This is a genomic window from Pseudomonas sp. UC 17F4 (genome assembly GCF_900101695.1).
Taxonomy (GTDB): Bacteria; Pseudomonadota; Gammaproteobacteria; order Pseudomonadales; family Pseudomonadaceae; genus Aquipseudomonas.
The window spans coordinates 4,847,518-4,873,016 of the sequence record NZ_FNKV01000001.1; the positions used below are offsets into that span (position 1 = coordinate 4,847,518).

The 25,499-nt window shown below is 64.5% G+C and carries 32 protein-coding genes; 8 read left to right on the forward strand and 24 right to left on the reverse strand.

The genetic code is table 11. The features are described 5' to 3' along the window. Nucleotides 1-58: 58 nt before the first annotated feature. Together BLR26_RS21975 and BLR26_RS21980 are read right to left on the reverse strand one after the other, a co-directional pair. Complete coding sequence (locus BLR26_RS21975; RefSeq protein WP_045200376.1) at nucleotides 59-988, reverse strand: class I SAM-dependent methyltransferase; 930 nt, start codon at nucleotides 986-988, stop codon at nucleotides 59-61. Between the two features lie 64 nt (nucleotides 989-1,052). Then, a complete protein-coding gene (locus BLR26_RS21980; RefSeq protein ID WP_093385535.1) occupies nucleotides 1,053-1,781 on the reverse strand; it encodes a class I SAM-dependent methyltransferase in 729 nt (242 codons plus the stop codon). 69 nt (nucleotides 1,782-1,850) lie between these two features. Here BLR26_RS21980 and BLR26_RS21985 point away from each other — a divergent pair, with 69 nt between their 5' ends. Next, nucleotides 1,851-2,543, forward strand: coding sequence for an alpha/beta hydrolase (locus BLR26_RS21985; protein WP_093385540.1), 693 nt, complete (start codon nucleotides 1,851-1,853; stop codon nucleotides 2,541-2,543). On the opposite strand, the gene BLR26_RS21990 is transcribed toward BLR26_RS21985, so the two are convergent. Beyond that, on the reverse strand, nucleotides 2,530-3,435 hold the full coding sequence (locus BLR26_RS21990) for a DMT family transporter (RefSeq protein ID WP_093385546.1): 906 nt from the start codon (nucleotides 3,433-3,435) through the stop codon (nucleotides 2,530-2,532). The genes BLR26_RS21985 and BLR26_RS21990 overlap by 14 nt on opposite strands. Nucleotides 3,436-3,566: 131 nt before the next feature. On the opposite strand from BLR26_RS21990, the gene BLR26_RS21995 reads away from it, so the two are divergent. Further along, entirely contained in the window at nucleotides 3,567-4,004 is a 438-nt protein-coding gene (locus tag BLR26_RS21995; RefSeq protein ID WP_045200368.1) for an Lrp/AsnC family transcriptional regulator, read from the forward strand. A gap of 14 nt (nucleotides 4,005-4,018) precedes the next feature. On the opposite strand, the gene BLR26_RS22000 is transcribed toward BLR26_RS21995, so the two are convergent. Continuing rightward, nucleotides 4,019-4,930 carry a transporter substrate-binding domain-containing protein gene (locus BLR26_RS22000; protein ID WP_176794286.1) on the reverse strand — a complete coding sequence of 304 codons (912 nt, stop codon included), beginning with the start codon at nucleotides 4,928-4,930 and terminating at the stop codon, nucleotides 4,019-4,021. A gap of 35 nt (nucleotides 4,931-4,965) precedes the next feature. Further along, nucleotides 4,966-6,207, reverse strand: a complete 1,242-nt coding sequence (locus BLR26_RS22005) for a D-amino acid dehydrogenase (protein WP_093385550.1) — start codon at nucleotides 6,205-6,207, stop codon at nucleotides 4,966-4,968. Nucleotides 6,208-6,312: 105 nt separating this feature from the next. On the opposite strand from BLR26_RS22005, the gene BLR26_RS22010 reads away from it, so the two are divergent. Genes BLR26_RS22010 through BLR26_RS22020 form a run of 3 tightly spaced genes read left to right on the forward strand, consistent with a single transcriptional unit; the run spans nucleotide 6,313 to nucleotide 8,713 of the window. Then, nucleotides 6,313-7,236 carry a LysR family transcriptional regulator gene (locus BLR26_RS22010; RefSeq protein WP_093387641.1) on the forward strand — a complete coding sequence of 308 codons (924 nt, stop codon included), beginning with the start codon at nucleotides 6,313-6,315 and terminating at the stop codon, nucleotides 7,234-7,236. Nucleotides 7,237-7,280: 44 nt separating this feature from the next. Then, complete coding sequence (locus BLR26_RS22015) at nucleotides 7,281-8,030, forward strand: hypothetical protein (protein WP_093385553.1); 750 nt, start codon at nucleotides 7,281-7,283, stop codon at nucleotides 8,028-8,030. After that, complete coding sequence (locus tag BLR26_RS22020; protein WP_093385558.1) at nucleotides 8,027-8,713, forward strand: hypothetical protein; 687 nt, start codon at nucleotides 8,027-8,029, stop codon at nucleotides 8,711-8,713. The genes BLR26_RS22015 and BLR26_RS22020 overlap by 4 nt, the downstream gene beginning before the upstream one ends. A gap of 3 nt (nucleotides 8,714-8,716) precedes the next feature. On the opposite strand, the gene BLR26_RS22025 is transcribed toward BLR26_RS22020, so the two are convergent. From BLR26_RS22025 to BLR26_RS22035, 3 genes are all read right to left on the reverse strand, one after another. Then, nucleotides 8,717-9,379: a hypothetical protein gene (locus tag BLR26_RS22025; RefSeq protein ID WP_045200362.1), complete on the reverse strand. Its 663-nt coding sequence runs from the start codon at nucleotides 9,377-9,379 to the stop codon at nucleotides 8,717-8,719. Nucleotides 9,380-9,587: 208 nt separating this feature from the next. Next, a complete protein-coding gene (locus tag BLR26_RS22030; protein ID WP_045200360.1) occupies nucleotides 9,588-9,926 on the reverse strand; it encodes an FKBP-type peptidyl-prolyl cis-trans isomerase in 339 nt (112 codons plus the stop codon). A 79-nt stretch (nucleotides 9,927-10,005) separates the two neighbouring features. Next, on the reverse strand, nucleotides 10,006-10,944 hold the full coding sequence (locus tag BLR26_RS22035; RefSeq protein ID WP_093385562.1) for a DMT family transporter: 939 nt from the start codon (nucleotides 10,942-10,944) through the stop codon (nucleotides 10,006-10,008). 153 nt (nucleotides 10,945-11,097) lie between these two features. Here BLR26_RS22035 and BLR26_RS22040 point away from each other — a divergent pair, with 153 nt between their 5' ends. Then, complete coding sequence (locus BLR26_RS22040) at nucleotides 11,098-11,991, forward strand: LysR substrate-binding domain-containing protein (protein ID WP_093385566.1); 894 nt, start codon at nucleotides 11,098-11,100, stop codon at nucleotides 11,989-11,991. Here the strand turns inward: BLR26_RS22040 and BLR26_RS22045 are convergent. From BLR26_RS22045 to ccmA, 12 genes are read right to left on the reverse strand one after another with little or no spacing between them, the layout of a single operon-like run. Continuing rightward, nucleotides 11,984-12,391 carry a GFA family protein gene (locus BLR26_RS22045; RefSeq protein WP_093385570.1) on the reverse strand — a complete coding sequence of 136 codons (408 nt, stop codon included), beginning with the start codon at nucleotides 12,389-12,391 and terminating at the stop codon, nucleotides 11,984-11,986. The genes BLR26_RS22040 and BLR26_RS22045 overlap by 8 nt on opposite strands. Before the next feature lie 46 nt (nucleotides 12,392-12,437). Then, nucleotides 12,438-13,376: a 2-hydroxyacid dehydrogenase gene (locus BLR26_RS22050; protein WP_045200352.1), complete on the reverse strand. Its 939-nt coding sequence runs from the start codon at nucleotides 13,374-13,376 to the stop codon at nucleotides 12,438-12,440. 47 nt (nucleotides 13,377-13,423) lie between these two features. After that, nucleotides 13,424-13,837, reverse strand: coding sequence for a lipoprotein (locus BLR26_RS22055; protein WP_045200350.1), 414 nt, complete (start codon nucleotides 13,835-13,837; stop codon nucleotides 13,424-13,426). A gap of 10 nt (nucleotides 13,838-13,847) precedes the next feature. After that, on the reverse strand, nucleotides 13,848-15,050 hold the full coding sequence (gene ccmI / locus BLR26_RS22060; RefSeq protein WP_045200348.1) for a c-type cytochrome biogenesis protein CcmI: 1,203 nt from the start codon (nucleotides 15,048-15,050) through the stop codon (nucleotides 13,848-13,850). After that, entirely contained in the window at nucleotides 15,043-15,519 is a 477-nt protein-coding gene (locus BLR26_RS22065) for a cytochrome c-type biogenesis protein (RefSeq protein ID WP_045200346.1), read from the reverse strand. The genes ccmI and BLR26_RS22065 overlap by 8 nt, the downstream gene beginning before the upstream one ends. Next, the gene (locus BLR26_RS22070; protein WP_045200344.1) at nucleotides 15,516-16,049 is read right to left on the reverse strand and encodes a DsbE family thiol:disulfide interchange protein; all 534 of its coding nucleotides are present in this window, start codon (nucleotides 16,047-16,049) and stop codon (nucleotides 15,516-15,518) included. The genes BLR26_RS22065 and BLR26_RS22070 overlap by 4 nt, the downstream gene beginning before the upstream one ends. Continuing rightward, on the reverse strand, nucleotides 16,046-18,019 hold the full coding sequence (locus BLR26_RS22075) for a heme lyase CcmF/NrfE family subunit (RefSeq protein ID WP_176794336.1): 1,974 nt from the start codon (nucleotides 18,017-18,019) through the stop codon (nucleotides 16,046-16,048). The genes BLR26_RS22070 and BLR26_RS22075 overlap by 4 nt, the downstream gene beginning before the upstream one ends. Nucleotides 18,020-18,030: 11 nt before the next feature. Further along, on the reverse strand, nucleotides 18,031-18,486 hold the full coding sequence (gene ccmE / locus BLR26_RS22080) for a cytochrome c maturation protein CcmE (protein ID WP_045200340.1): 456 nt from the start codon (nucleotides 18,484-18,486) through the stop codon (nucleotides 18,031-18,033). Continuing rightward, the gene (ccmD, locus tag BLR26_RS22085; protein WP_038996352.1) at nucleotides 18,483-18,659 is read right to left on the reverse strand and encodes a heme exporter protein CcmD; all 177 of its coding nucleotides are present in this window, start codon (nucleotides 18,657-18,659) and stop codon (nucleotides 18,483-18,485) included. Before ccmD ends, ccmE begins: the two co-directional genes overlap by 4 nt. Then, nucleotides 18,656-19,432: a heme ABC transporter permease gene (locus BLR26_RS22090; RefSeq protein WP_093385574.1), complete on the reverse strand. Its 777-nt coding sequence runs from the start codon at nucleotides 19,430-19,432 to the stop codon at nucleotides 18,656-18,658. The genes ccmD and BLR26_RS22090 overlap by 4 nt, the downstream gene beginning before the upstream one ends. A 43-nt stretch (nucleotides 19,433-19,475) precedes the next feature. Continuing rightward, the gene (ccmB, locus tag BLR26_RS22095) at nucleotides 19,476-20,144 is read right to left on the reverse strand and encodes a heme exporter protein CcmB (RefSeq protein WP_026001415.1); all 669 of its coding nucleotides are present in this window, start codon (nucleotides 20,142-20,144) and stop codon (nucleotides 19,476-19,478) included. After that, nucleotides 20,141-20,773, reverse strand: a complete 633-nt coding sequence (ccmA, locus tag BLR26_RS22100; protein WP_045200338.1) for a cytochrome c biogenesis heme-transporting ATPase CcmA — start codon at nucleotides 20,771-20,773, stop codon at nucleotides 20,141-20,143. Before ccmA ends, ccmB begins: the two co-directional genes overlap by 4 nt. A gap of 163 nt (nucleotides 20,774-20,936) precedes the next feature. Between ccmA and BLR26_RS22105 the strand changes: the two genes are divergently transcribed. Both BLR26_RS22105 and BLR26_RS22110 read left to right on the forward strand, forming a co-directional pair. Continuing rightward, nucleotides 20,937-22,505, forward strand: a complete 1,569-nt coding sequence (locus tag BLR26_RS22105) for a flagellar hook-length control protein FliK (RefSeq protein WP_045200336.1) — start codon at nucleotides 20,937-20,939, stop codon at nucleotides 22,503-22,505. Continuing rightward, nucleotides 22,502-22,834, forward strand: a complete 333-nt coding sequence (locus BLR26_RS22110; protein WP_045200334.1) for an EscU/YscU/HrcU family type III secretion system export apparatus switch protein — start codon at nucleotides 22,502-22,504, stop codon at nucleotides 22,832-22,834. The genes BLR26_RS22105 and BLR26_RS22110 overlap by 4 nt, the downstream gene beginning before the upstream one ends. Before the next feature lie 75 nt (nucleotides 22,835-22,909). Here the strand turns inward: BLR26_RS22110 and BLR26_RS22115 are convergent, their stop codons facing one another. The 4 genes from BLR26_RS22115 to BLR26_RS22130 all read right to left on the reverse strand — a co-directional run bounded on the left by BLR26_RS22115 (nucleotide 22,910) and on the right by BLR26_RS22130 (nucleotide 25,493). Beyond that, nucleotides 22,910-23,302 (reverse strand): DUF2802 domain-containing protein, encoded by a 393-nt coding sequence (locus BLR26_RS22115; protein ID WP_038996358.1) that lies wholly within the window; start codon nucleotides 23,300-23,302, stop codon nucleotides 22,910-22,912. Between the two features lies 1 nt (nucleotide 23,303). Continuing rightward, nucleotides 23,304-23,783, reverse strand: a complete 480-nt coding sequence (locus tag BLR26_RS22120) for a chemotaxis protein CheW (protein ID WP_010225041.1) — start codon at nucleotides 23,781-23,783, stop codon at nucleotides 23,304-23,306. A 64-nt stretch (nucleotides 23,784-23,847) separates the two neighbouring features. Next, a complete protein-coding gene (locus BLR26_RS22125; protein ID WP_045200332.1) occupies nucleotides 23,848-24,705 on the reverse strand; it encodes a CheW domain-containing protein in 858 nt (285 codons plus the stop codon). Further along, on the reverse strand, nucleotides 24,705-25,493 hold the full coding sequence (locus BLR26_RS22130; RefSeq protein WP_045200330.1) for a ParA family protein: 789 nt from the start codon (nucleotides 25,491-25,493) through the stop codon (nucleotides 24,705-24,707). The genes BLR26_RS22125 and BLR26_RS22130 overlap by 1 nt, the downstream gene beginning before the upstream one ends. Nucleotides 25,494-25,499: the final 6 nt, after the last annotated feature.

Sequence of the window (25,499 nt, forward strand, 5' to 3'; positions counted from 1 at the left end):
CGGGCTTGCCCCGCGATAGCATTCTGTCCGCCACATCGCATCGCGGGCAAGCCCGCTCCTACACAAGGGCCCTGAACACCAGCGCCTTCAAGCCACCCGCCGGATCGCTGTCGGGAAACTCCGGCGGGTTGGCCAGGCGTTCGACAAAGCTCAGCTCCGGTGCTTGCTCAGCCATGCCTTCGATGAGAAAGTCCGGGCCAACGGCCGGGTCGTTGACGCAGGCCAGCACCGTGCCGCCGGCGTTCAACAACTCCGGCAGGCGCCGCAGGATCTTGCGGTAGTCCTGGGTCAGGACAAAGCTGCCCTTCTGGAAGCTTGGCGGGTCGATGATGATCAAGTCATAGGGCCCGGACTTGCGCACCTTGCCCCACGACTTGAACAGCTCATGGCCAAGAAAACTCACCTTGCCCAGGTCATGGCCGTTGAGCCGATGGTTATCGCGCCCGCGGCTCAATGCCGAGCGCGCCATGTCCAGGTTGACCACCTGCTCGGCGCCACCGGCAATCGCCGCCAGCGAAAAACCGCAGGTGTAGGCGAACAGGTTGAGCACGCGCTTGCCCGCCGCCTGCTCACGCACCCAGCGCCGACCATAGCGCATGTCGAGGAACAGACCGGTGTTCTGCTTGAGGCCCAGGTCCAGCTGATAGCGCAAGCCGTCCTCATCGATCAACCAGTGCTCGCTGGGGGTACCCAGCAGCCACTGCCCGGGGCTGTCCGGCAGGTAGCGGTGCTGAATCAGAATGGCCTGGCCGCGCCAGCCTGGCGCCTGGGCAAGCGTCAGGAGCATCTGCTCCAGGGCCGGCAACTGGCCCTCGGGCGGCTGGCGAAACAGCGACACCAGCAACACCCCCTGCAGCCAGTCCACGGTGATCTGCTCAAGCCCCGGCCAGCAGCGCCCGCGGCCATGGAACAGGCGCCGGGTTTCGCTCGGCGCCGGGTCGAGGGCGGCGAGCAGGTGCTGCTGGAGGGTGTCGATCACAGAGGTCATGGGCAGATTCAATCGGGTAAAGCCGGCTATTCTACCCTGCCAGATCAGGTTCGACCCGCGCGATTCAACGGTGCGCAGCCACCAGACACAGCATGGGCCGTTCCTGCTCTTCGGCCAATGCCGGGCAGGCCTGGATCTGTTCAGCGCTCGGCCCCCACTCCTGTACATGGGCCAGAGTAAAACCGGCGCCAATCAGCTGATTGAGCAAGGTGCCCAGGGTGCGGTGGTACTTGATCACGCCATCGGCCAGCCAGTTGGTCACGCGCTGGCCCTCGTGCTGATAGCTGTCCACCGGCCAGGTCTTGCCGCCGTCCGCAGCGACGATCCAGCCAGGATTGCGCGAAGCCATGTAGATCGGATGCTCGATCGAGAACACCAGCCGTGCACCCGGGCGCAAGGCCGCGTGCACGCTGGCGAACAGGCGCGGCAGATCGTCAATGTAATGCAGGGTCAGGGAACTGTAGGCAAGATCGAAGGCGGCCTTGGGCAATTCCAGAGTGTCGAGGTCTTCGCGGGCGTAGCGGATGCGCGCCTCGAGCGTGCTCGACCGCGCCTTGTCGAGCATCAGCGACGAGACGTCCAGGCCCAGCACCGAGGCTGCGCCCTGCTCCGCCGCCCAGCGGCAGAACCAGCCGTAACCGCAACCGAGGTCGACCACATCAAGGCCCTCCACTGGCGGCAACAGTGCTTGCAGTGCCGGCCATTCGGCAGCACCGGCCAGGCCTTCGCGCGAGCGCCCGAGCTGGCTGTAACCGTGGAAAAAATCCGGATTGTCGTAGATGTTCTGGGCCATCGGCGCGGTCCTTCATAAACAGGTACAAGCATCTACACTAGCATTCCACCCCTGTGCTGGAGAACGATCATGAGCGACACTCCGTCCATAGTCCTGGTCCATGGTTTCTGGGGCGGCGCCGCCCACTGGAGCCGGGTCATCCTCGAACTGTCACGCCTGGGCCACCGCAACCTGCATGCGGTGGAGATGCCCTTGACCTCGCTTGCCGATGACGCTGAACGCACGCGCATAATGGTCGCCTCGATACCCGGCAAGGTGCTGCTGGTCGGGCATTCCTACGGCGGTGCGGTGATTACCCAGATGGGCAACCAGGCCAATGTCGCCGGCCTTGTGTACATCGCCGCCTTCGCCCCCGACAGCGGCGAAAGCCCCGGCGCCATCACCGCCAAGAACCCGCCGCAAGCGGCAGCCAACCTGCAACCGGATGGCGATGGCTACCTGTGGATCAAACCCGACAAACTGCACGAAAGCTTTTGCCAGGACCTGAGCAAGGATGAAGGGTTGGTGATGAGCGTGACCCAGAAGGCGCCACTGGCCAGCACCTTCGGTGACACCATCGGTGAGCCCGCATGGAAGCACAAACCCAGCTGGTACCAGCTCTCGACCCAGGACCGGATGATCCACCCGGACAACCAGAAACTCATGGCAGAACGCCTGCAGCCCAAGGAGCTGCTGACCCTGGAGGCCAGCCATGCCTCGCTGGTGTCCAGGGCCGCCGAAGTGGCCGCCCTGATCGATCGCGCAGCCGTCAGTCTGGCTTGACCGCCGGGGCCTTGAGCGCAGGCTTGAACCACCAGCCTTGCTGCATGCCGGCCGCGGCCAGCAGGATCGCGGCCACACCCAGCCATTGCAGCGGCGCCAGGCGATGGCCAAAGGCGAACCAGTCGACGAAAATCGCTGCGATCGGGTAGATGAACGACAGCGCCCCGGTCAAGGCGGTCGGCAGCTTCTGGATCGCGCCGTACAGCAGTACATACATCACCCCGGTGTGGACGATGCCCAGGGTCACCAGGCTGGCCAGCGCACCGACGTCGCCCGGCAGGCCACTGGTATTGGCCCAGGGCGCCAGCAGGAGGATGCCGGTGCACACCTGGATCAGCGCGATCAGGTGCGGCGGCGTGCCGCTCAGGCGCTTGATGATCAGCGCCGCCACGGCGTACAGAAACGCCGCGCCCAGGGCCAGGGCGATGCCCAGCAGGTAGTCGTTGCCAGTGCCATCCTGGCTGCCATGGGCACTGACGATCGCCAGCATGCCGGCAAAGGAGACCGCTAGCCAGAACAGCTTGGGCGCGGTGATTTTCTCACCGAGAAACAGCGCCGCCAGGCCCACCAGCATGAACGGCTGGACGTTGTATACCGCAGTGCCGATTGCAATCGAGGCGCGTGAGTAGGAGGCAAACAGCAGCACCCAGTTGCCGACGATGGCCACGCCGCTGAGTACCGCCAGGGCGAAGGTGGCCAGGGTCAGGATACCGGGCTTGAGAAAGCCCATGGCCAGGCAGATCAGCAGCAAGGTGCCAGCACCGAACACACAGCGCCAGAACACCACATCCAGTACCGGTTGCCCGGACACCAGCACGAACCAGCCAATGGTCCCGGATATCAACATCGCGGCGACCATCTCGAACGACCCACGGCGGATTGAACTGTCCATCACTCACCTCCTTGACGATGGGTAAATTATGGCAAGGGCAGCGGCGACCGTTCCAGTGGATAAAACAGGCTAGACTGACCTTGTACCTTTACTATCAAGGCAGTTTTCGCATTTTGCCTAACGAGGCCTGTATGACCGACGATATCGACCAACTGTTGATCAAGGCACTGATGGAAGACTCGCGGCGCTCGCTCAAGGCCCTGGCGCAGCTCAGCGGGCTGTCAGCACCGAGCGTCAGCGAACGCCTGCGCCGCCTTGAAGAGCGTGGCGTGCTCAAGGGCTACACGGTAGAGATCGACCCGCGCTGCTTCGGCTACCAGCTACAGGCCATCGTCCGCGTGCGGCCGCTGCCCGGGCAACTGCAGGAAGTGGAGCGGCAGATCATGGCCATCCCCGAGTTCACCGAGTGCGACAAGGTCACCGGCGATGACTGCTTTATCGCGCGCCTGCACGTGCGCTCGATGGAAGAGCTCGATACCGTGCTGGACAAGCTCAACAGCCACGCCGAGACCAACACCGCGATCGTCAAGAAGACCCCGGTGAAACGGCGCTTGCCGCCGATGGCCTGATAACAGCGCAGAAACTACTGCACCGGCTCGCTCGACGGCCTGGCAATCAGGCCCTTCAGTTCACTGGTCATCGCAAACTCCAGATTCAGGCCATTGGGTGGAATCGGCTGCTGGAACCAGCGGTTGTAGATCGACTCGATGCGCCCGCTGCGATAGACATCCGCCAACGCTTCATTGACCAGCGCCAGCAAGCCATCATCGCCCTTGCGCACCATGCAGCTGTAGATCTCCTTCGATTGCGCCTCGCCCACCACCACCCAGTCGTGCGGATTGCGCGCCTTGGCCCGCTCGCCGTACAGCAGCGCATCATCCATGTAGAACGCCGCCGCGCGCCCGGACTGCAGCATCATGAACGCCTCGCCGTGGTCCTTGGCACTGATCACCGAAGCCCCCAACTGGTGCTCCAGGTTGTAGTTCTTCAGGTACTTCTCGTTGGTGGTGCCGGCGGTGCTGACCACATTCTTGCCCTTGAGGTCATCCAGGCCCTGGATGCCGCTGTCTTTTTTGGTCAGCAACTGGCCTTTGACGAAAATAAAGCCATAGGAGAAATCCACCTGCTTCTGCCGCTCGGCGGTGACCCCGGTGGTGCCGCACTCCAGATCGACCGTGCCGTTCTGCACCAGCGGGATGCGCGTCTGCGAAGTCACCAGGTTGTAGCGCACCTTGAGCGGCGGCACCGCCAGCTTGGCCTGCAGGTGCTTGACGATCTCAGCCGCAAGATCGACCGAATAGCCCATGGGCTTGCCGCTGTGGTCGCCCACATAAGAAAACGGAATGGACGAGTCGCGATAGCCGAGGGTGATGCTGCCGGATTCGGCGATCTTCTTCAGGCTGCCGCTGAGCGTCGGCGTTTGCGCCAGCAGCGGCTGGGCAAAACACAATGACAGGGCAAGCAGAGCAGGACGGTGCAAACGGGGAATCGACATCGGGACACTCCTTGCGGTTGTTGTTCTTGTTCGGTTCAGGCCGCCCGTGGGGTCAGGCCGTGCAGGTCGATTGACGGCGCGCGACCCGCGATCAGTTCGGCCAACAGCTGGCCACTGGCGCAGGCCAGGGTGAAACCCAGGGCGCCATGGCCAAGATTGAGCCACAGGTTGCGGTACGCCGTGGCCCCGAGCAACGGTACGCCGCTGGGGGTGGCCGGGCGCATGCCGGCCCATTCGCGGGCCTGGGCGTAGTCGGCGGCATCGGGCAAGGTCGCCCCGGCCAACTGGCGCATGCTGGCCAGCCGTGCCGGATCGAGCGATTCATCAAAGCCGACGATGTCGACCATGGCGGCGACGCGCAGTTGGTCTTCGAGGCGGGCATAGACGATTTTGCGGTCGTAGTCGGTGATGCTTACCTGCGGTGCCCGCTGCCCGGCCTTGATCGGTGCGGTCAGGCTGTAGCCCTTGAGCGGATAGATCGGCAACTGCAGCCCCGGCAGGCCGAGGCTGGCGCTGCGGTGCCCGGCGCACAGCACCAGGCGCTCCACCGGCACGACCTGCTCGCTCAGCTCCAGCGCCTGCACTACCCCACCACTGTGGCGGATGCGCGTCACTGCCTGCCCGAGCATCAGGCGGCATTGCCCCGACGCCTGCAGGCGCTCGACCAGGGCCAGGCAGAAACGATGACAATCGGCGACCTCTTCATCCGCGGTGAACACCCCGCCAATGAACGGCGCATCGGCCAGGGCCGGTTCCAGCGCGCGGATCTCCTGCGCATCCAGCACCTGCTGGCCCTGCGGGTCGAGCAGGTGCTGGCGGGCATGGGCAAAGGTTGCGCGATTACGAAAGGTCACCAGCTTGCCATTGCGCCGCCAGGCAAAGCCGTCCAGGCCATCGTCCTCGCGCCATTGCTTGAGCGTACCCTGGCTGTGCAAGGCCAGGCGCAGCAGGTGTGCGGCATTGGTGCGATTGACCGAACTGCGACACGCCGCCATGAACGCGCCCATCCAGCGCCACTGCGCCAGGTCCAGGCGCGGGCGTAACTTGAGCGGTGACTCGCTGCGCAGCAGCCAGCCCAGCGCCTGCAACGGCACCCCGGCATCGGCCAGCGGCGCGACATAGCGATAGGACAACTGCCCGCCATTGGCAAAGCTGGTGCCGCCCGCCAGGCCCTCGCGTGCCTCGACCAGATCGACGGCAAAGCCTTCGCGCACCAGCGCGTAGGCCGTTGCCAGACCAATCACGCCGCCGCCGATCACCGTTACCCGCTGTGCCATGTGCTTTCATCCGCCAATCTGAAGGCCTTCAGACTAGGCCCGGTGACAGCCTGACGATAATGAATAAAAATGGGCAGACCATAAACAAAGGTTATGGGCGACCCCATGCGCTTGCGTCATATCGAAGTGTTCCAGGCCATCCGCCAGACCGGCTCCATCAGCGGCGCCGCGCAGTTGCTGCACGTCACCCAGCCGGCGGTGTCGAAAATACTCCAGCACGCCGAAGCGCAGCTGGGTTTCCCGCTGTTCCTGCGGGTGCGCGGCAAGTTGCAGATCACCCCCGAAGCCCTGGCCCTGGAACGCGAAGTCGACAAGGTCAGCGACAGCGTTGAAGGGGTGCGGCGCCTGGCCGCCAGCCTGCGCCGGCAACCGGGCATGCGCCTGCGCATCGGGGCGACGCCGGCGCTGGCCCTGGCGTTGTTTGCGCCGGTGATCCGCCAATGGGCCGAGCGCCACCCGCAGTCCGAATGCGAACTGTCGAGCCTGCACAGCCGCGAGCTGGTGCAGCAGTTGCTGATGCGCGAAATCGATGTCGCCCTGACCTTGCGCCACCCCGAACACCCCGGCCTGAATGTCCAGCCCCTGGCCCACGGCAAGCTGGTGGCACTGGCCCCCAAAGGCTACTGGAGCGCAGACAGCCAGGGCTTGGCGCTGGCAGTTGAAGAACTGGCCGATGCGCCCTTGATCGGCCTGAGCAGCAGCGACCCGCTGGCCGCCCAGGTCGGCCAGTACCTGAAGAACCTTGAGCCGGCGCCGCGCACCAGCATCCGGGTGCAGACCTACTCCCTGGCCCGGGCCATGGTCGAATCCGGAGCCGGGCTGGCCTTGATCGATCCGTTCACCGCCCAAGGGTCGGCGCAAACGCTGGTGCGGCCGTTGGACCCGGCCTTGCCGATTACCCTGTACGCCCTGACCCGCGCCAACGAAAGCCAGCCGCACACGCTCGACGACCTCTTGCAACTGTTCAGCGAACGGGCCGAAGAACAGATCGCCCACGTTAGCCGCGCGTCTCGCCTTGAAAAGCGCTGACAAGCAGCCCATCCTTGCGCCCCCACCTTTGCAAGGATCGCAGCATGGTTCGACTTTTCATTGCGTTTGCCGCGCTGTTCGCCAGTGCCACCGTCCTGGCCGTGCCGCCCGTGCACGTCTATCGCGGCACCCAGGGCGACACCGCCATTGAAGTCGCCCTGACCTACGACGCCCAGCACAAGACCCTCGAGGGTTACTGGCTTGATGAACAGCGCCAGTGGCTGATCCCCCTTGAGCGCACGCCCCATGACTATCGCTTGCCGCTGTTGATCAACATCTTCAACAACCCGGAGCTGCCGTCCGCTGCACTGCTGATTCAGCCGTTTGCCTTCAGCCACGACCGCGAGCTGACCGGCACCCGGGTTGATCTGCGCAACCGCGAACGACAGGCGCTGGCGCTCAAGCGCGTGACCCGCTTCAGCGACCGTCAGGATTCGTCCTGGCAGGGCGAACTGCTGCAACTGCCGCTGGACGGCCGCCGGCTATTTCGCGTGCATGCACACAAGGCCGCCGGCGAGTATGTCGGCACCATCGATCGCATCACTGTCCTCGATCGCACCAGCGGCCAGCCGGTGCAGGTCATCGATAACCTGGCGCTGTTTTTCCAGGGCACTGCGAGCCTGAGTTTTGCCGACTTCAACGCTGACGGTGTGACCGATTTCAAGGCCATCCCGGTCGGGCAATTGGCCAGCGGCGGTGCTGCAGGGCAAGACCCGCAGTACTACGTGTATCAAGCCGACAGCAATCGCTATGAGCTCAAGACCGAGCAACAAGCCAGGGAGCGCAACCAATGAACACCTTGGGCAAATGCCTGCTGGGCGCCGGGTTGCTCGGCCTGAGCCTGGGCGCCCAGGCTTACCAGTCCGTTTACCAGGGCACCCTGGGCAAGCAGGCGATCACCCTGGTGATCGAGAAAACCAATGACTACAAGCACGGTTTCTACTTTTACGACCGCTACCGCACGCCGATCCGCCTCAAGCGCTCGGTCAACGCCGGCCGCCAGTTGTTCATGGACGAACTGGACAGCGCCGGTCTGCCCACCGCTCGGCTGAAGTTCTACAACCCCGATGACAACGCCGCCACCAAGCCGATACTCGGCACCTGGACGGCCTACGCCAATGCCCGGCAACTTCCCCTGGAGTTGCGCCTGGTAGCGGACTTCGGTCATCAACAGGTCTGGCCTGCCGGCACTGCGTCACTGCCCCAGGCGGCCTCTACCGAGCGTTTCTATTTCCAGATTCCGCTGGCCGATGACCACGACCGGGTGAAGACCATCGAGGTCATCGACAAGGCCAGCGGCAAGCGCGTGCAAACCCTCGACGTAGGCCTGCCCGGTTGCTACAGCCAGGGTATCGACAGCGTCAAGGTGCGTCTTGAAGGCGGCAGTACCCAGGTGCTGCTAGAAGCCAACAGCTATTGCCTGGGCAAGGTGTTTGAATGGCGCGAGGCCAAGGGGCAGTTCGAAGCGCTGAACTGAGTATCAGCTCGGGCAGCTGTGCTCGCCGTTGTTCAGGCCCTGCTTGTAGTTGCGGCTGAGCAGGCTGGCCTTGCCGTCGTGCCAGGTCAGGGTCAGTACGTACATCGAGTCGAAGTCCTCGCCGTCCCAGTCGTCGGTGATCACCCGTTTTTCACCGAGGGCCTTGCCGGCCACGGTGTTGATCAGTTCCGGCAGGTAGCCGTGGGACCAGGCGGTATAGACGGTGGCGTTGCGGTACTTGTCCTGCAGCAGTTCGTCGGCCAGATCGCCGGTATCGTTGGCGCCGAAGTCGATGTTCACCGGCAGGCCGAGCTTGATGGCACTGGGGCTGATGGTCATCAGCGGGCGGATATAGCTGTAGGCGTCGTCGTTGCTGCCCTCTTCGACGTGCCGGGACGGGTTGGCCGCGAACACATAGTCGGCCTTGCCGAACTTCTCCGGCAGCAAGGTGGCCAGGTCCAGGGCGCGGTTCAGGCCCTGGCAGTTGAGCTGCCCCAGGCCCTCGCCGGGCTTTTCGGCATGACGCAGGAACACCAGGGTCTGCACACCGTCCACAGGTGCTGCGCGGCTTTCCAGCGCCTCGACGGCCAGCAGGCCGACACCGGCAAGCAGGGCAAGGGACAACGCAGCGTGACGGTGACGCTTGAACAGGGAGGGCAACTTCATAGGGCTCTTCACAGCAAAAAGGGTTGAGGCTGACCCGCCTGTGCCACCCCGCGGCCGAAGCCGCGGGGGATCCCTGTCTGATGCTCCATCCGTGGAATCGGGCATGCTTCAGAGTGCAAGAATGCCATTTGGTTCGATCCCTGAGCGCTCGGCCCTGAGCCAGAGCTACTGTAGCGCCTTGATGTTGCTGAATTAAGACCGACGGCGCTCAATCGTCGCGGGTAAGGACTTCGAGCAGCTCGATCTCGAAGGTCAGGTCGGAGTTGGGCGGGATCTTGCCCAGGCTGCGCTCGCCATAGCCCAGGTGCGCCGGCACCAGCAGTTTGCGTTTGCCGCCGACCTGCATGCCCATCAGGCCCTGGTCCCAACCCTTGATCACCCGGCCGGTGCCGATCACGCACTGGAACGGCTTGCCACGGCTGTGGGAGGAATCGAACTCCGTGCCGTCGGCGAGCCAGCCGGTGTACTGGGTGGTGATCAGCGCGCCCTTGACCACGGCCTTGCCGTCGCCTGGCTGGATATCGATGATTTGCAGTTCGCTGCTCATGCTTGACCTCGTTGAAGCGGGATATGCCTTTGGTGGCCAGCGTTTTCGCAGGGTTGGCGAGGTTTTGCAAGGCCAGCGATCAAGCCTGGGCAGTCACCACCACCCTGCCCGGCTCGTGCTGACGCATCGACCAGCAGACGCCGCCGATCACCAGGACAATCGCCAGGCCCTCCAGCAGGCTCGGGCCGCTCTGACGCCAGATGAAGGCGTAGAGCAAAGCGAACAGGGTCTCGAAGACGATCAACTGGCCGCTCAACGTCACTGGCATGCGCTTGGACGCGGCATTCCACAGCAGCGCCGCCAGCCACGAGCCGAACACCGCGCAACCCAGGCTGTACAGCCAGAACAGCGTCCAGCGCTCAGGCGCCGCCTCGACCTGCAACTGCGCCGGCTGCCACAGCGCCAGCAGCGCCACCAGCACCAGGCTCAACACGCCGGTCATCACCCCGTTGAGCACCGACCATTGATGGCTGTCGAAATGCCCGCACTGCTTGAGGTAACGGCTGTTGTGCACCGCGTACCAGGTCCAGCAGGCCAGCGCGCCGAGGGCATAAAGTACCCCGGCCAGTTTGTCGGCCACCGCTCCCGGCTCGAGGGCAAAGGTCTGCAGGTTGATGCACAGCATGCCGGCCAGGATCAGGCCCAGCGGCAGCAACAACTGACGCAGCGCCACCCCGCCGCTGTCGTGACGGCCATACAGGGTGATGGTCAGCGGCAGGACGCCGACAATCAACGACGCCGGCGCTACACCCAGGCGCTGGATCGCCGCCACCAGGCAGATGAAGTACAGCAGGTTGCCGATCAGCGCCAGGCGCCCGATCATCCACAGGTCGCCCAGGGTCAGGCGTCCGAGGGCCTTGCGCATGGGGATCGCCAGCACCAGGGTCACCAGGCCGAACAGCACGAAACGCGCGCAGCTGAGCAGCACCGGGCTGAACTCCGACAACAGCTGCGGCACCATCAATACCAGCCCCCACATCGCACCGGCTACCCCGGCATACGCCACACCCCGTTTCACGTGCCTGCTCCTGATCTAAGAAGAGCGCAGGCTAACGCCTGGACAGCGCCTGGACAAAAGATCATTCGGCATGCAGGCATTCCCTGCAGGAATACCTTTCACGCTGAAAGCATCGACCTTATGATTCAGACATTCCCCAGACCGGACCGTCACATGAGCCGCTTCAGCCGTCACCTGCCGCCCCTGGACACCCTGATCGCGTTCGAGGCAGTGGTGCGTACCGGCAGCTTTACCCGCGCGGCCAGCGAGCTGTACCTGACCCAGAGCGCGGTGAGCAAACAGATCAAGCTGCTGGAAGAACACCTCGGCGCGCTGCTGTTCGAGCGGCGCGCCCGGGGCATCGCGCTGACGGCGGCCGGCGACGGCTTCAATGCCATCGTCGAGCCCATGCTGGAAAGCCTGCTGGCCAATGTGCTGCGTCTTAAAAGCGGCCACGGCAGCCGCAACGTCAGCGTCATCTGCACCCATGCGGTGGCCCAGTACTGGTTGTTTCCGCGCCTGCTGCGCTTCAACGAACAGCACCCGGAGCTGACGGTGAACATTCATGCCAGCAACGAAATCAGCGAAAGCGATATTGGCAATTACGACTTCGGCATTCTCTATGGCCATGGCCACTGGAGCTCGCTCAAGGCCAGCAAGTTGTTCGATGAGGCCATCTACCCGATCGCCAGCGTCAAACGTGCCCTGCCCGCTGTGCAGTCACTGAGTGAGTTGCAAGCCTTGCCGTTGATCCAGCTGGATGCCTCGGCCTGGAACTGCCTGGACTGGCAGGACTGGTTCGGCCATCAGGGCTTGCGTTACCAGGCGCCGGCCAATGCGGTGACCTTCAACCAGGTCAACCTGGTGTTCGATGCGGTGATGCAGGGGATGGGCGTGGGCCTTGGCTGGGAGTTCATGGCCCGCGAGCGGATCGACAACGGCCTGATCCGCCAGGTCTCGGAGTTTGTCGTGCACACCGGGCAAGCCGACTACCTGGTGCACGACAAACAGGCCCTGCGCTCGCCGGCGGCGCAGGTGTTCGAGGACTGGTTGCTGGCGCTTAGCTGAACATGGCCTCAACTTGCGCCGCGGTCATTTCTTCAGTCTGGTTGGCGAAGCAGTAGTAGCCCGGCTTTTTGTCGACATACACCTGTAGGTCGAACACCCAGTCGGTGTCACCCTCAAGTACACCCACCGACACCGCGTCGAAATTGCCGGATTTCAGCCGGTACAACAGGTGCGTGCCACAGGCGCCGCAGAACCCGCGCTGGGCCCAGTCGGAGGAGTCATGGAACACCGGCTGGCCGCGGGTGAACTTCACCGGCTGCGCGCAGTGCACCGACAAAAACGGCCCGCCGCCCCACTGCCGGCACATGCCGCAATGGCAGGCGTTGACGCTGGCTTTCTCAAGGCTGACGCTGAGTTTGACGGCGCCGCACAGGCAGCTACCGTGTTTTTCCAGGGACATGATCAAGGCTCCTTGCTGGGAGAAGAGCCGGCAAGTCTAGCAGCTGTCAGGCCGTGACCGGGGTCAGCACCGGCTCGCCGGCAAAAAACGCCTGCAGGTTGCGTAGCACCAGTTCCACGGTGTCGCGCGCCGCTTCCGGCGACTGGCCGGCGACGTGCGGGGTCAGCACTACCGTGGGCAAGGCCTTCAGGGCTTCGGGCACTGCCGGTTCGTCATCGAACACATCCAGCCCGGCACCGGCGATCACGCCGTTTTCCAAGGCATCGACCAGGTCCGCCGTGCTGACGACGCTGGCCCGGGCGATGTTGACCAGAAAGCCCTCTGCCCCCAGCGCTTCAAGCACCGGCTTGTCGATCAACTGGCGAGTAGCGGCGCCGCCCGGGGTGGCGACAATCAGAAAGTCCGATTCCCGGGCCAAGGCCAGGGGGCTGTCGCAATAGTGATAAGCGACGTCGCTACGCGGCGTGCGGTTGTGGTAATTCACCGGCATGTCGAAGCCCTGCGCCGCCCGCTTGGCGATCGCCAGGCCGACCGCGCCGAGGCCGAGAATGCCCAGGCGCTTGCCGCTGACCGACGGGCTGATCACCCGGTTCCACTCGCCACGGCGGGTCGAGGCATCGGCGCGGGGAATATCGCGCACCACCGCCAGCAGCAAGGCCATGGCATGGTCGGCGACCGCCGTGGCATTGGCGCCAGCACCGTTGGTCACGGTAATACCCCGGGCAGCAGCGGCCGCAAGGTCGACCTGCTCGTAACCGGCACCGATCACACAGATGATTTTCAAGGCGGGCAACGCGGCCATTTCATCGGCGTACAGGCCCAGCGGACCCCGGGTCAGCACTGCATCGATCTGGCTGCCATGGCGGGCAATGGCCTCGGCGCGCAAGGCCGGGGTCTGCGCGCGGATCAGGCGAAAGCCGTTGTGTTCCAACAGGGGAAGGTAGTCGTCGACCGTTTCTACCAGCACCAGTACCGTTTGTGTCATGCCTTGCTCCCGGGCTATTGGCGAGGGGGCATTATGCGCAGCTCAGGTTACTGGGCGAAAGCCCGGCCCAGACCGCCCGGCACGCCGCTGCTGTCGGTTTCCTGCCAGGGGCCGTTGAGGTTGGTCGACCAGCTCCAGCCGTTGTTCCAGCGGTAGTAGGTGCGCTGGCGATAGAAGGTGTTGGTCTTGCCGTCGAGCACATACACGCCCAGGCGCGGGTCCCAGTGGCTGGCGCCACCGGGCGGAGGCGCAAAGCTCGGTGAGGTACGCTGCACTGGCTTGGGCACCGGGGTCACGGCCGGCTTGCTCGGCACCGCGCCCGGCTTGGGCGCAGGCTTGCTGCCCGGGCCCGGCGGCAGGGTTTCGATTGGCGGCGCGGTGGGTTCGGAGGGCTGGTGAACGGTACATGCACTCAAGCCCACAACCAGGGAAAGAAGGGTCAGGCGTGCGATGCTGTTCATAGTCGGTCTCTTACTGGTCCGGGCTGTCGATGGTCAGGTGCTGCGCAGCGGTCGTGCTGCTGGCCAGCGGAGCACCCTTGCCAACCCATTCGCCCTGGGTCGGCTGGCCAGCGCGAGAGATGCGCGCAACCAGTTGGACTTCAGGGAAGCTCGACAGTTTCATGTTCGGCATCATCGCGTCGCTGTCGCTCAGCTCGACCTCGATCGGCAGCTGCGCCACGGTTACCCGCTTGGCCGCCAGCGGCATCGGCGGGCCGGAACTTGCACGGGCAAAGATGAATACAGTGTCATCGGCCTTGACCTTGTCCTTGAGCGCCGCCGCAAGCTCGACCCGAACCTTCAGGCGTGCCGTGCCCTGCTCGGCAACTGCCGGTGCGGCCTTGCCCTCGCCGGCCTTGAGCTTGTCGCTGGCGCGCTCGATACCGCCCTGCAACGCTGCCCGCGAGGCGTCGCCCTCGGGCAGTTGCGCCAGCAGGCGGTTCCAGTAATCAATGGCTTGCTGGTAGTGCTCAGCCTCGAATGCAGCGATGCCCAGCAGGCCAAGGCTGGTGACTTCGTTGGGGTCGGCCTTGAGCGCTTCGTCGGTGAGGGCCTGCAATTGCCCGCTCCATTGCTTGTTGTTGGCAAAGTACAGCGCCTGCGCCCACTGCCCGAGCAGCTCCGGCTGGCGCCCGGCAACCGCGGCGGCACGCTCGAAGACGTTGGCGGCGTCGGCCGGACGCTCCTGGGCCATGTAGGCACGGCCAAGGAAGTACAAGCCTTCGGCCGAATCCGGCTGGGCCTTGACGGCCAGCTCCAGGCGGCGGGTCATTTCTTCCATGGACTGCGGCGCCTTGGCGAACTGCTGGGTCAGCTCGACCTGCTCGCTGGCACCAAAGTGCAGGTACAGGCCCAGGCCCATCAGCGGCACCAGCACCGCCGCCAGCAGCGGCAAGGGTTTGCCCAGGCGGCCCAGGCGCTGCGGTTCAGCGCCCTCGGTGTCGGCCAGCAGCTCGCGCGCGGCCTCGTCGCGGCCCTTGCCGAACTGCTCGGCATCGAGCACCCCGGCGGCCTGCTGGCTTGCCAGTTCGGCGACGCGCTCCTGATACAGGGCGACGTTGAGGGCGGTACGGTCTTCTTCCTGTTGCGCACGACGGCCGCGCAACACCGGGATCAGCAAAAAGCTCAGGGCCACCAGCAACAGCAGGCCTGCAGCAAGCCAGAAATCAGTCATGGGTCTGTTCTTTGTCCAGCAATTTGGCGAGGCGCTCACGCTCCTCGGACGAAAGGTCGGCGTTGCCTGCTGCCGCCTGGCCACGGCGCTTGCGCACGATCAGCGCGAGCACGGTGAAGCCGCCCAGCAGCAACACGCCAGGGCCAAACCAGAGCAGCCAGGTGCGGGCGCTCAGGGCCGGTTTGTAGCGGACGAAATCACCGTAGCGATCGACCATGAAGTCGATGATCTGCTGATTGCTCTGGCCCTCGCCGAGCATGCGGAAGATCTCCCGACGCAGGTCGGCGGCAATCGGTGCGTTGGAGTCGGCGATGTCCTGGTTCTGGCACTTGGGGCAGCGCAGTTCCTTGGTCAGCTCGTGATAACGCGCGCGTTCCGCCTCATCGGCAAACTGGTAGGTATCGATCGCCGCCTGGGTTACCCCGGCCAGGCTCAGGCCGAGCACGGCGGCCGCCAGCCAGCGCTTCATGGCTTGGCCTCATCGACCAGGCTCTGGTACTGCGGCGCCAGTTGCTCGCGCCAAACGGTGGCGTCAACCACCCCGACGTGCTTGTAGCGGATGACGCCCTTGGCATCGATCAGGAAGGTTTCCGGCGCACCATAAACACCCAGGTCCAGGCCCAGGCTGCCCTGCTCGTCACGGATGTCGAGCTGGTAGGGGTTGTGGAACTCGGCCAGCCACTTCAGTGCGGCGGCGTTGTCGTCCTTGTAGTTGACGCCGTGGATCACCACGCCCTGCTCGGCCAGCTTGTTCAGGTACGGGTGCTCGACCTTGCACGACGGGCACCAGGTGGCCCAGACGTTGACCAGCGCCGGCTTGCCGAGCAGGTCGGCCTCGGTCAGCGGCTTGCCGTCGACCGATTGCAGGGCAAAGGCCGGGAACGGCTTGCCGATCATCGCCGAGGGCAGTTCGCTCGGGTCGAGGAACAGCCCGCGGTAGAGAAACACCGCCACCAGCAGAAACACCGCCAGCGGCAGCACCATGATCCAACGCTTCATGCAGTAGCTCCAGACATGCCCAGTGCCTCACGCACACGGGTTTTGACCTTGACGCGATAGCGACCATCCAGTGCCGCCAGCAAACCGCCCAGGCCGGTCAGCAGGCCGCCCAGCCAGATCCAGCGCACAAACGGTTTGACGTGCACCCGCACCGCCCAGGCGCCGTTATCCAGCGGCTCGCCGAGGGCGACGTAGAGATCACGGGTGAAACCGGCATCGATGCCGGCTTCGGTCATCATCGACTGCTGCACGGTGTACAGGCGTTTTTCCGGGTGCAGCACGCTGATCTCACGACCGTTTTCGACCACCCGCACGGTGCCCTTGTCGGAGGTGAAGTTCGGCCCCTCAAAATGCTTGGCGCCCTCGAAGATGAACTGGTAACCGGCCAGCTCCACCGACTCGCCCGGCGCCAGGCGCAGGTCGCGTTCGGCGCTGTTGTTGCTCGACAGCACCACGCCCAGGGCGCACACCGCCAGGCCCAGGTGGGCGACGTGCATGCCCCAGTAGCTGCGGTTGAGGCCGCGCAGGCCCTTGAACAAGCCTTTGTGGCGGGTCTTGTCGAGGATGTCGCGGGCCCCGGCCAGGACAATCCACGCAGCCAGGGCAAAGGTGGTCAGCACCTGCCAGTCAAAGTCATCCACCAGCAGGCCGCCGATCGGCGCCAGCACGGCGCTGGCGATCAGCACCGGGGTGAGCATGCCCAGCAGCCATTTGCTCGGGGTGTCTTTCCAGCGCACCAGCACGCCCACCGCCATGACCACCATCAACAGCGCCATCAACGGGATGAACAGCGCATCGAAGTACGGCGGGCCGACCGACAGCTTGGCCCCGGTCAGGGCATCGAGAATCAGCGGGTAAAGGGTGCCGAGCAGGATCATCGACGCCGCCACCACCAGTATCAGATTATTGGCCAGCAGCAGGGTTTCCCGCGACCACAGGGCAAAGCCGACCTGGCTCTTGACCACTGGCGCGCGCAGGGCGAACAGGGTCAGCGAACCGCCGACCACGAACAGCAGGAAGATCAGGATGAAGATGCCGCGCTCAGGGTCGGAGGCGAAGGCATGCACCGAGGTCAGTACCCCGGAACGCACCAGGAAGGTACCCAGCAGGCTCAGGGAGAACGCGGCAATGGCCAACAGCACCGTCCAGCTCTTGAACACGCCGCGCTTCTCGGTGACCGCCAGCGAGTGAATCAGCGCGGTGCCGACCAGCCAGGGCATGAACGAGGCGTTCTCGACCGGGTCCCAGAACCACCAGCCGCCCCAGCCCAGCTCGTAATAGGCCCACCAGGAACCGAGGGTGATGCCGATACCGAGGAAGGCCCAGGCGACGATGGTCCACGGCCGCGACCAGCGCGCCCAGGCGGCGTCCAGGCGCCCGCCAAGCAAGGCGGCGATGGCGAAGGCGAAGGCCACCGAGAAGCCCACGTAGCCCATGTACAGCATCGGCGGGTGAACGATCAGGCCGATGTCCTGCAGCAGCGGGTTGAGGTCGGCGCCGTCACTCGGCATCTGCGGCAGCAGGCGCTTGAACGGGTTGGAGGTGATGATCAGGAACGACAGGAAGCCGACGCTGATCATGCCCATCACCGCCAGCACCCGCGCCAGCATCACCTGCGGCAATTGCCGGGAGAAGATCGACACGGCAAAGGTCCAGCCGCCGAGGATCATCGCCCACAGCAGCAGCGAGCCCTCGTGGGCGCCCCACACGGCGCTGAACTTGAAGTACCAGGGCAAGGCGCTGTTGGAGTTGTTGGCCACATAGGCGACCGAGAAGTTGTCGGTCATGAAGGCGTGGGTCAGGCAGGCGAAGGCGAACGCCAGAAAGGCGAACTGGCCCCAGGCGGCCGGGCGCGCCAGGCTCATCCACAGGCTGTCGCCGCGCCAGGCGCCGAGCAGCGGGATGGTGGCCTGGACGCAGGCGAAGCAGATCGCCAGGATCATCGCCAGCTGGCCCAGTTCAGGAATGATCAGTGCCGCATTCATGGCTTGGCTCCGGCATCGGTGGCGACCTGGCCGCTTTCCTTGAGGGCCTTGGTGACCTCTGGCGGCATGTATTTCTCGTCGTGCTTGGCCAGCACTTCATCGGCCACTACCACGCCTTCGGCGTTGAGCTTGCCCAGGGCGACGATGCCCTGCCCTTCGCGGAACAGGTCGGGGAGGATGCCGCGGTAGGTGATCGGCACCGACTTGTTGAAGTCGGTGACCACGAAGCGCACGTCCAGCGAGTCGCCGGAGCGTTGCAGCGAGCCTTTCTCGACCATGCCGCCAGCGCGGATGCGGGTGTCCAGCGGCGCTTCGCCGTTGGCGATCTGGGTCGGGGTGTAGAACAGGTTGATGTTCTGTTGCAGGGCACTCAGGGCCAGGCCCACGGCAATGCCAATCCCGGCCAGCAGGCCGAGGATGATGAACAGACGCTTTTTACGCTGCGGATTCACGGTTTGTTCTCCCGGCGCAGACGGCGCGCCTGTTCTTGCAAATAACGGCGCTTGGCGCGCACCGGCGCGGCGACGTTGAGGGCCAGCACCAGCAGGCAGATGCCGTAGGCCGACCAGACGTACAGGCCGTGATGGCCCATGGCGAGAAAATCACTGAAGGAGGCAAAGCTCATCGCGCCATCTCCCGACCCAGGCTGTTCAATACCTCCTCCTTGACCCAGCTGGCGCGCGCCTCGCGCTTGAGCACTTCAAGGCGCATGCGCAGCAACAGCACGGCGCCGAAGAAGCAGTAGAAACCCAGCACCGTCAGCAGCAGCGGCAGCCACATCTCGACGGGCATCGCCGGCTTTTCGGTGAGGGTGAAGGTGGCGCCCTGGTGCAGGGTGTTCCACCACTCCACCGAGTACTTGATGATCGGGATGTTGATCACCCCGACAATGGCCAGCACCGCGCAGGCCTTGGCCGCGCTCTCACGATTGCTGATGGCATGGCTCAGGGCAATGAGACCGAAGTACAGAAAAAGCAGGATCAGCATCGACGTCAGTCGCGCATCCCAGACCCACCAGCTGCCCCAGGTCGGCTTGCCCCAGATGGCGCCGGTGACCAGCGCCACGGCGGTCATCCAGGCGCCGATGGGCGCCGCGCATTGCAGGGCGACGTCGGCGATCTTCATCTTCCACACCAGGCCCACCACCCCGGCCACCGCCAGCATCACGTAGCAGGACTGGGCAAGCATCGCCGCCGGCACGTGGATGTAGATGATCCGGAAGCTATTACCTTGCTGGTAATCCTGGGGCGCGAAGGCCAGGCCCCAGACCACGCCGATGCCGATCAGCAGGATGGCGGCAATCGCCAGCCACGGCAGCATCCGCCCGCTGATGGAATAGAACCATTTGGGTGAACCCAGTTTGTGAAACCACGTCCAGCTGATTGCGCTGCTTTTCATCACGGTACATCCAGGGTCTTTGCTGGGCTGGGCCCAGACCTCATTATTCGCCGACGCTGATCTTCAGGCCAGCCGCTATTGCAAAGGGTGCCAGAGTTACTGCCAGGGCGGTCAGGCTGCCAAGCCAGAGCAGATAACCGGTCGCCGGCATAGCTTGCAGTGCCGCCTGCAAGGCGCCACTGCCCAGGATCAATACCGGGATATATAACGGCAAAATAAGTAGCGCCAGCAGCAGGCCGCCACGTTTCAAGCCGACTGTCAGGGCCGCACCCACGGCGCCCAACAGGCTCAGTACCGGGGTACCGAGCAAGAGCGATGCCAGCAGTACCGGCAGGCACGCCGCAGGCAAACCTAGCATCAGTGCCAGCAAGGGTGCCAACAATACCAGTGCCAGGCCGGAAAAGGCCCAGTGTGCCAGCACTTTCGCCAGCACCAGAAGAGGCAGGGGGTGCGACGAAAGGACCCACTGTTCGAGCGAGCCATCCTCGAAATCACTGCGGAAAAGCCCGTCCAGCGAGAGCAGAACCGATAAAAGCGCTGCCACCCAGACCAGCCCCGGAGACAAGGTTTGCAACAATTGAGTCTCGGGTCCGACCGCCAACGGGAACAGCGCAACGACGATGGCGAAGAACACCAGCGGGTTGGCAAGCTCGGCGGGACGTCGGCACAACAGGCGCGCTTCACGGCGCAACAACAGCACAAAGACACTCATGCGGCCCACTGCCCCAGGTTCAGTTCACGGTAACCGGACGGCTTGCGCTCCAGCGTGTGGTGGGTGGTCAGCACGACCATGCCGCCCTGCTCGCAATGGGCGGCCAGGTGCGCTTCGAGCTGGGCCACGCCCTGTTTGTCGAGGGCAGTGAACGGTTCGTCGAGAATCCACAGCGGCGGGCTGTCCAGGTACAGCCGGGCCAGGGCCACGCGGCGTTGCTGGCCGGCCGACAGGGTGTGGCAGGGGACGTCTTCGAAGCCGCGCAGGCCGACCGCTTCAAGGGCCGTGCGGATCGCCGCCGGCGCTGCCGGGCGATGCAGGGCGCAGAGCCAGGCGAGGTTCTCTTCGGGGCTGAGGACATCCTTGATGCCGGCGGCGTGGCCGATCCACAGGAGGATCCGCGCCAGTTCGTTGCGCTGTTCGGCCAACGGCTTGCCGCTGACTAGAATCTGCCCGGCGGTCGGGCTCATGAGCCCGGCCATTAGGCGCAACAGGCTGGTTTTGCCGCTGCCGTTGGGGCCGCTGATCTGCAGCATGTCGCCTGCGCCCAGGTGCAATTCGAGGTTTTCGAAGAGCATTCGCCAGTCGCGCTCGCAGGCCAGGCCCACGGCTTGGAGATGAGGGGTCACGGTTTCGCCTTATGCTTGGGATGCCTGTCTCAAGTCGGTCCCGGCCTTGCCGTTATACTGGCAACGACGATGTGGCCCGGCCGCGCTGATCGCCAAAGATCGGGCGGCATTATACATGTGATGTCCTACTGCAAAGAGGGCTATTTCAACAGGTTGCGAGCGGATGACAGGCGAAATCAACAACCTCGGCACACAGATTCCGGCCAGCCCGCAGCTGCGCTCGGCGATGACCGGCGAACTGCTGCGCCTGCTGCAACCGCAGCAGGCCCTGCTGGCCCCGGGCGAAACCGCCAAGGCCGAGGTCTTGGCCCTGCGCCAGGTCGGCCAGGACTTCCAGATGCTGCTCAAGCTGACCCAGGACAACGGCAAGCAAACCAATGTCCAGGCCAGCAGCACCCTGCCCCTGGCCCAGGGCAGCCAGCTGGCGGTCACCCAGAGCAGCAATGCCAACCTGAGCATTACAGTGCAGCAAGCCATCGCCAGCAGCGTCGCCACCCTGACCCGCATCGACACCCGCGAGCTGCCGGTGGGCACCCTGCTGCAAGGCAAGGTCGTTACCAGCCAGGCATTGCCGGCAAACGCCGGCCAATTGGCGCAGTTTCGCTCGCTGGTCACTTTGCTCGGCGGCCCGCAGGCCGGCGCCACCCTGGCCATCGACAGCCCGCGTCCGCTAACGGTGGGCAGCTTGCTCAGTGCCCGGGTGCAGGGCGATCAGTCGCTGAGCTTCGTGCCGCTCAGCGGCCGCCAGGAACAACTGGCAATCAGCCAGCAATTGAGCAGCCAGCAGAGCCGCCAAGCCTCACTGCAGGGTTTGCTCAGCGCCCTGCAGCAGGTGCGCAGCGATAACAATCAGCCCGCCGAGGTACGCGTCAACGTCGACAAGTTGCTGGCCAGCCTGCCGGATGTGCGTCAGCTCAGCGACCCTAAAGGCCTGGCCCAGGCCCTGAGCAACAGCGGCGTGTTTCTTGAGGCCAAGCTGCTGGCCGGGCTGCCCGCGACACTCGCACCTGACCTCAAGGCGCAGGTGACGCGCCTGGTGGCGCAACTGCTGCCGGGGCTGCCGGGCAACGCCACCTTCAACCCCGCCGCGGCCGCCAGTACCCTGGCCCAGGTCATGCCCGGCATGGTCCGCAGCGCCCTGGGCATGCTCGGCCAGGTCAGCCCGCGGCCACAGCCCGGCGGTTTCCCCCTGCCCTCACGGTCATTGCCAAGCCAGGACGGGGAAGGCGACCTCGAGCACCTGTTGCGCCTGGCCGCCTCAGCCATCTCACGCCTGCAAAGCCATCAGCTGGCAAGCCTTGAGCAGACCGGCACCACCGCCGATGGCAACCTGCAGACCACCTGGCAACTGGAAATCCCCCTGCGCAACGGTCAGGACTTCATGCCGCTGCAAATGAAGCTGCAGCGCGAAGAAACCCCGGAGCAGCAAAGCGACCCGGAACGCGAGCGTCGCGATCCACTGGAAATGCTCTGGCGCATTGAGCTGGCCTTCGATCTCGATCCACTGGGGCCACTGCAGGTGCAGGCGCAAATCACCCAGGGCAGCCTGTCGAGCCAGCTATGGGCCGAACGGCCGAGCACTGCGCAATTGATCGAAAGCCAGCTTGGCAACTTGCGCGAACGCTTGCTGGCCCGTGGCCTGAACGTTACCGAACTGCACTGCCATCACGGCACACCGCCCCAGGGGCCGCGTACGCACCTGGAACAACGATGGGTGGATGAACAGGCATGAGCGACAAGAACCCACGCCAGGCCATCGCCCTGACTTACGACGGTCAGCAGGCCCCGACCCTCAGCGCCAAGGGCGACGACGAGCTGGCCGAGGCAATCCTGAAGATTGCCCGCGAGCATGAAGTGCCGATCTACGAGAACGCCGAACTGGTGCGCCTGTTGGCGCGCATGGAATTGGGCGATCAGATCCCCGAGGCCCTGTACCTGACCATCGCCGAAATCATCGCTTTTGCCTGGCAGCTCAAGGGCAAGGTGCCGGTGGGGTTTGTCGACGAGGGGCCGCAGGAGCGCGATATCACCCCTACCGACCTGAGATTGCCGGGTACCTGAAAGCATCGCGGGGCAAGCCCGCTCCCACACAAGGTGTAGGAGCGGGCTTGCCCCGCGATTGATTCACTGCAACCCTCAGCTGCGGTGCAACTTGCTCATCAACTCCGCCTCAGCCTGGGTCAAACCACAGGACTGGGTCAGCTCATCGACGCTGGCACCCATGCCCACCAGCCGCGCCGCTTGCGCAAACGACAGGCTGTTGGGGTCACGCTGCTCCAGTTGCAGGAGCTTGTCCGGCAAGGGCGCAACCACCGCGCGCAGCTCGTGCAGGGCTTCGCCCATACGCACGCTGCCGTTCTGGTAGTCGTCCAGGCTTTTGGCCAGGTCCTTGATGCGCTGGTCACGCACGGCATCGCCCTGGGCCTGTTGCGCGGCCAGCTCGCGCTGGCGCTTGCTGTAGTTCAGGAAGAACCACAGGCTGACCGCCCAGAGCAGCGCCAGAAATATGACTGCAACCTCGAGGATCAACTCAGATGTTCTCCAGCTCGGACCACTCTTCCTCGGTCATCATTTTGTCCAGCTCGACCAGAATCAGCAGTTCGTTGTTCTTGTTGCACACGCCCTGGATGAACTTGGCCGATTCTTCGTTGCCGACATTCGGCGCGGTCTCGATTTCCGACTGACGCAGGTAAACCACTTCGGCAACGCTGTCGACCAGAATGCCGACCACTTGCTTGTCGGCTTCGATGATGACGATACGGGTGTTGTCGGTGATCTCGCTGGACAGCAGGCCGAAGCGCTGGCGGGTGTCGATCACGGTGACCACGTTACCGCGCAGGTTGATGATGCCCAGCACGTAGCTCGGGGCACCCGGGACCGGGGCGATCTCGGTGTAGCGCAGGACTTCCTGCACCTGCATCACATTGATGCCGTAGGACTCGTTGTCCAGCTTGAAGGTCACCCACTGCAGGATCGGATCTTCGGAACCTTGTGCAGACGATTTTTTCATTCCCCTATCCCTCAAATACCGCCATCGGCGGTGTGCTCAGTGCGGTCGCGGCAGATGCGGCCGATTATTTATGGGTGTTGTGCAGTTGCTTGACTGCGCCACTGGCGATCAACTCGGCCAGCTCGGCGACGTCGAGCAACGCGCACATGTGTTCAATCACGGTGCCGGCCAGCCATGGCCGCTGGCCACGCTGGCTGCGCCACTTGATCTCGTTGGGATCCAGGCGCAGCGAACGGCTGACCTGATGCACCGCCAGGCCCCATTCGTAGCCCTGGACCGAAATCACGTACTGCAGGCCCTGGCGAAAGTCGTCCCGGTAGCGGTCGGGCATGACCCAGCGGGCGGTGTCCAATACCTTGAGGTTGCCGCTCTGGCTCGGCAGGATGCCAAGGAACCAGTCAGGCTGGCCGAACAGTGGTGTCAGTTCATGGCCGGCCAGCGAGTAGATCGAGCCCAGGCACACCAGCGGTACCGCCAGGGTCAGGCCGGCAACATCGAACAGCAGGCATTCGAACGGCTCGGCGGCCCAGGCCGGACGGCCATCGATGGTGGCCGGCGGTACCGGTTGATTGGGCGCCGGCGGCAGGTGCACGTCCACCAGCGGCTCGACCGGTGCAACCTGGGCAACCTCAGGCACTTCGACCACAGGCTCCAGCACAGGCTCGACAACCGCTGGCAAGGTCAGCGGCAATACCGGCCGAGATGGCTCGGCAAACGGCCGTGGTTCGGGTTTTACCGCGGCCTGGGCCGCCACCTGGGCATCACGGGCCTGCTCTTCGCGCACAGCCGCCTGGAATTCGTCGGGCTCAACCGAAACTGGCAGCACTTCGTCGAGTTCTTCGGTGGCCTCCTGCAGCAAGCCATCGAGGTAGCTCTGCAGGGCCATCTGCGGCCGGCTGGCAAGCTGTTGAGGACGATTCATCAGGCCACCTGCAAGGCAAGGTTCTGCGTCAGCAGGTGCTTGAGCAAGGCGCGGTAAGCCACCACGCCGCGGCTTTTGCCGTCGAACTGCGAGGGTGTCAGGCCAGCCCGGCTGGCGTCACGCAGGCGCGTGTCGACCGGGATGTAGCCTTGCCAGATATGCTCGGGGTAAGCGTCGCGCAGCACCCGCAAGGTACCCATCGAGGCCTGGGTACGGCGGTCGAACAGGGTCGGCACGATGTGGTAAGGCAAGGCCTGCTTGCGCGAGCGGTTGACCATCGCCAGGGTGCTGACCATGCGCTCCAGGCCCTTGACCGCCAGGTACTCGGTTTGCACCGGGATCACCAACTGCTGGCTGGCCGCCAGGGCGTTGACCATCAGCACGCCGAGCAACGGCGGGCTGTCGATGATGGCGTAGTCGAAATCCTGCCAAAGCTGCGCCAGAGACTTGGCGATCACCAGGCCCAGGCCACTCTGGCCCGGCGACTGGCGCTCAAGCACGGCCAGGGCGGTGCTCGAGGGCAGCAGCGAGATTTTCTCGTCGCTGGTGGGCAACAGCAATTGCCCGGGCAAGCCCTCGGGCACGGTGCCCTTGTGCAGGAACAGGTCGTAGCAACTGTGCTCCAGCGCATCGGGGTTGTGCCCGAAGTAGCTGGTCATCGACCCGTGCGGGTCGAGGTCGACGACAACCACACGCTTGCCCGCCTCGGCCAGCAGGCCGGCCAGGGCGATGGACGTGGTGGTCTTGCCGACTCCACCTTTTTGATTGGCTACTGCCCAGACTCTCATTGCGTT

Bases quoted from the DNA above. Each gene is read 5' to 3' on its own strand.
- BLR26_RS22090 (WP_093385574.1), bottom strand. From the start codon at position 19,432: ATGAAAAGCAGCGCAATCAGCTGGACGTGGTTTCACAAACTGGGTTCA.
- ccmD (WP_038996352.1), bottom strand. From the start codon at position 18,659: ATGAGCTTTGCCTCCTTCAGTGATTTTCTCGCCATGGGCCATCACGGC.
- BLR26_RS21985 (WP_093385540.1), top strand. From the start codon at position 1,851: ATGAGCGACACTCCGTCCATAGTCCTGGTCCATGGTTTCTGGGGCGGC.
- BLR26_RS22130 (WP_045200330.1), bottom strand. From the start codon at position 25,493: ATGAGAGTCTGGGCAGTAGCCAATCAAAAAGGTGGAGTCGGCAAGACC.
- BLR26_RS22015 (WP_093385553.1), top strand. From the start codon at position 7,281: ATGGTTCGACTTTTCATTGCGTTTGCCGCGCTGTTCGCCAGTGCCACC.
- BLR26_RS21980 (WP_093385535.1), bottom strand. From the start codon at position 1,781: ATGGCCCAGAACATCTACGACAATCCGGATTTTTTCCACGGTTACAGC.
- BLR26_RS22105 (WP_045200336.1), top strand. From the start codon at position 20,937: ATGACAGGCGAAATCAACAACCTCGGCACACAGATTCCGGCCAGCCCG.
- BLR26_RS22000 (WP_176794286.1), bottom strand. From the start codon at position 4,930: ATGTCGATTCCCCGTTTGCACCGTCCTGCTCTGCTTGCCCTGTCATTG.
- BLR26_RS21995 (WP_045200368.1), top strand. From the start codon at position 3,567: ATGACCGACGATATCGACCAACTGTTGATCAAGGCACTGATGGAAGAC.
- BLR26_RS22055 (WP_045200350.1), bottom strand. From the start codon at position 13,837: ATGAACAGCATCGCACGCCTGACCCTTCTTTCCCTGGTTGTGGGCTTG.
- BLR26_RS21975 (WP_045200376.1), bottom strand. From the start codon at position 988: ATGACCTCTGTGATCGACACCCTCCAGCAGCACCTGCTCGCCGCCCTC.
- BLR26_RS22050 (WP_045200352.1), bottom strand. From the start codon at position 13,376: ATGACACAAACGGTACTGGTGCTGGTAGAAACGGTCGACGACTACCTT.
- ccmI (WP_045200348.1), bottom strand. From the start codon at position 15,050: ATGACTGATTTCTGGCTTGCTGCAGGCCTGCTGTTGCTGGTGGCCCTG.
- BLR26_RS22020 (WP_093385558.1), top strand. From the start codon at position 8,027: ATGAACACCTTGGGCAAATGCCTGCTGGGCGCCGGGTTGCTCGGCCTG.
- ccmB (WP_026001415.1), bottom strand. From the start codon at position 20,144: ATGAGTGTCTTTGTGCTGTTGTTGCGCCGTGAAGCGCGCCTGTTGTGC.
- BLR26_RS21990 (WP_093385546.1), bottom strand. From the start codon at position 3,435: ATGGACAGTTCAATCCGCCGTGGGTCGTTCGAGATGGTCGCCGCGATG.
- BLR26_RS22005 (WP_093385550.1), bottom strand. From the start codon at position 6,207: ATGGCACAGCGGGTAACGGTGATCGGCGGCGGCGTGATTGGTCTGGCA.
- BLR26_RS22025 (WP_045200362.1), bottom strand. From the start codon at position 9,379: ATGAAGTTGCCCTCCCTGTTCAAGCGTCACCGTCACGCTGCGTTGTCC.
- BLR26_RS22110 (WP_045200334.1), top strand. From the start codon at position 22,502: ATGAGCGACAAGAACCCACGCCAGGCCATCGCCCTGACTTACGACGGT.
- BLR26_RS22010 (WP_093387641.1), top strand. From the start codon at position 6,313: ATGCGCTTGCGTCATATCGAAGTGTTCCAGGCCATCCGCCAGACCGGC.
- BLR26_RS22125 (WP_045200332.1), bottom strand. From the start codon at position 24,705: ATGAATCGTCCTCAACAGCTTGCCAGCCGGCCGCAGATGGCCCTGCAG.
- BLR26_RS22030 (WP_045200360.1), bottom strand. From the start codon at position 9,926: ATGAGCAGCGAACTGCAAATCATCGATATCCAGCCAGGCGACGGCAAG.
- BLR26_RS22120 (WP_010225041.1), bottom strand. From the start codon at position 23,783: ATGAAAAAATCGTCTGCACAAGGTTCCGAAGATCCGATCCTGCAGTGG.
- BLR26_RS22045 (WP_093385570.1), bottom strand. From the start codon at position 12,391: ATGTCCCTGGAAAAACACGGTAGCTGCCTGTGCGGCGCCGTCAAACTC.
- BLR26_RS22040 (WP_093385566.1), top strand. From the start codon at position 11,098: ATGAGCCGCTTCAGCCGTCACCTGCCGCCCCTGGACACCCTGATCGCG.
- BLR26_RS22065 (WP_045200346.1), bottom strand. From the start codon at position 15,519: ATGAAGCGCTGGCTGGCGGCCGCCGTGCTCGGCCTGAGCCTGGCCGGG.
- BLR26_RS22070 (WP_045200344.1), bottom strand. From the start codon at position 16,049: ATGAAGCGTTGGATCATGGTGCTGCCGCTGGCGGTGTTTCTGCTGGTG.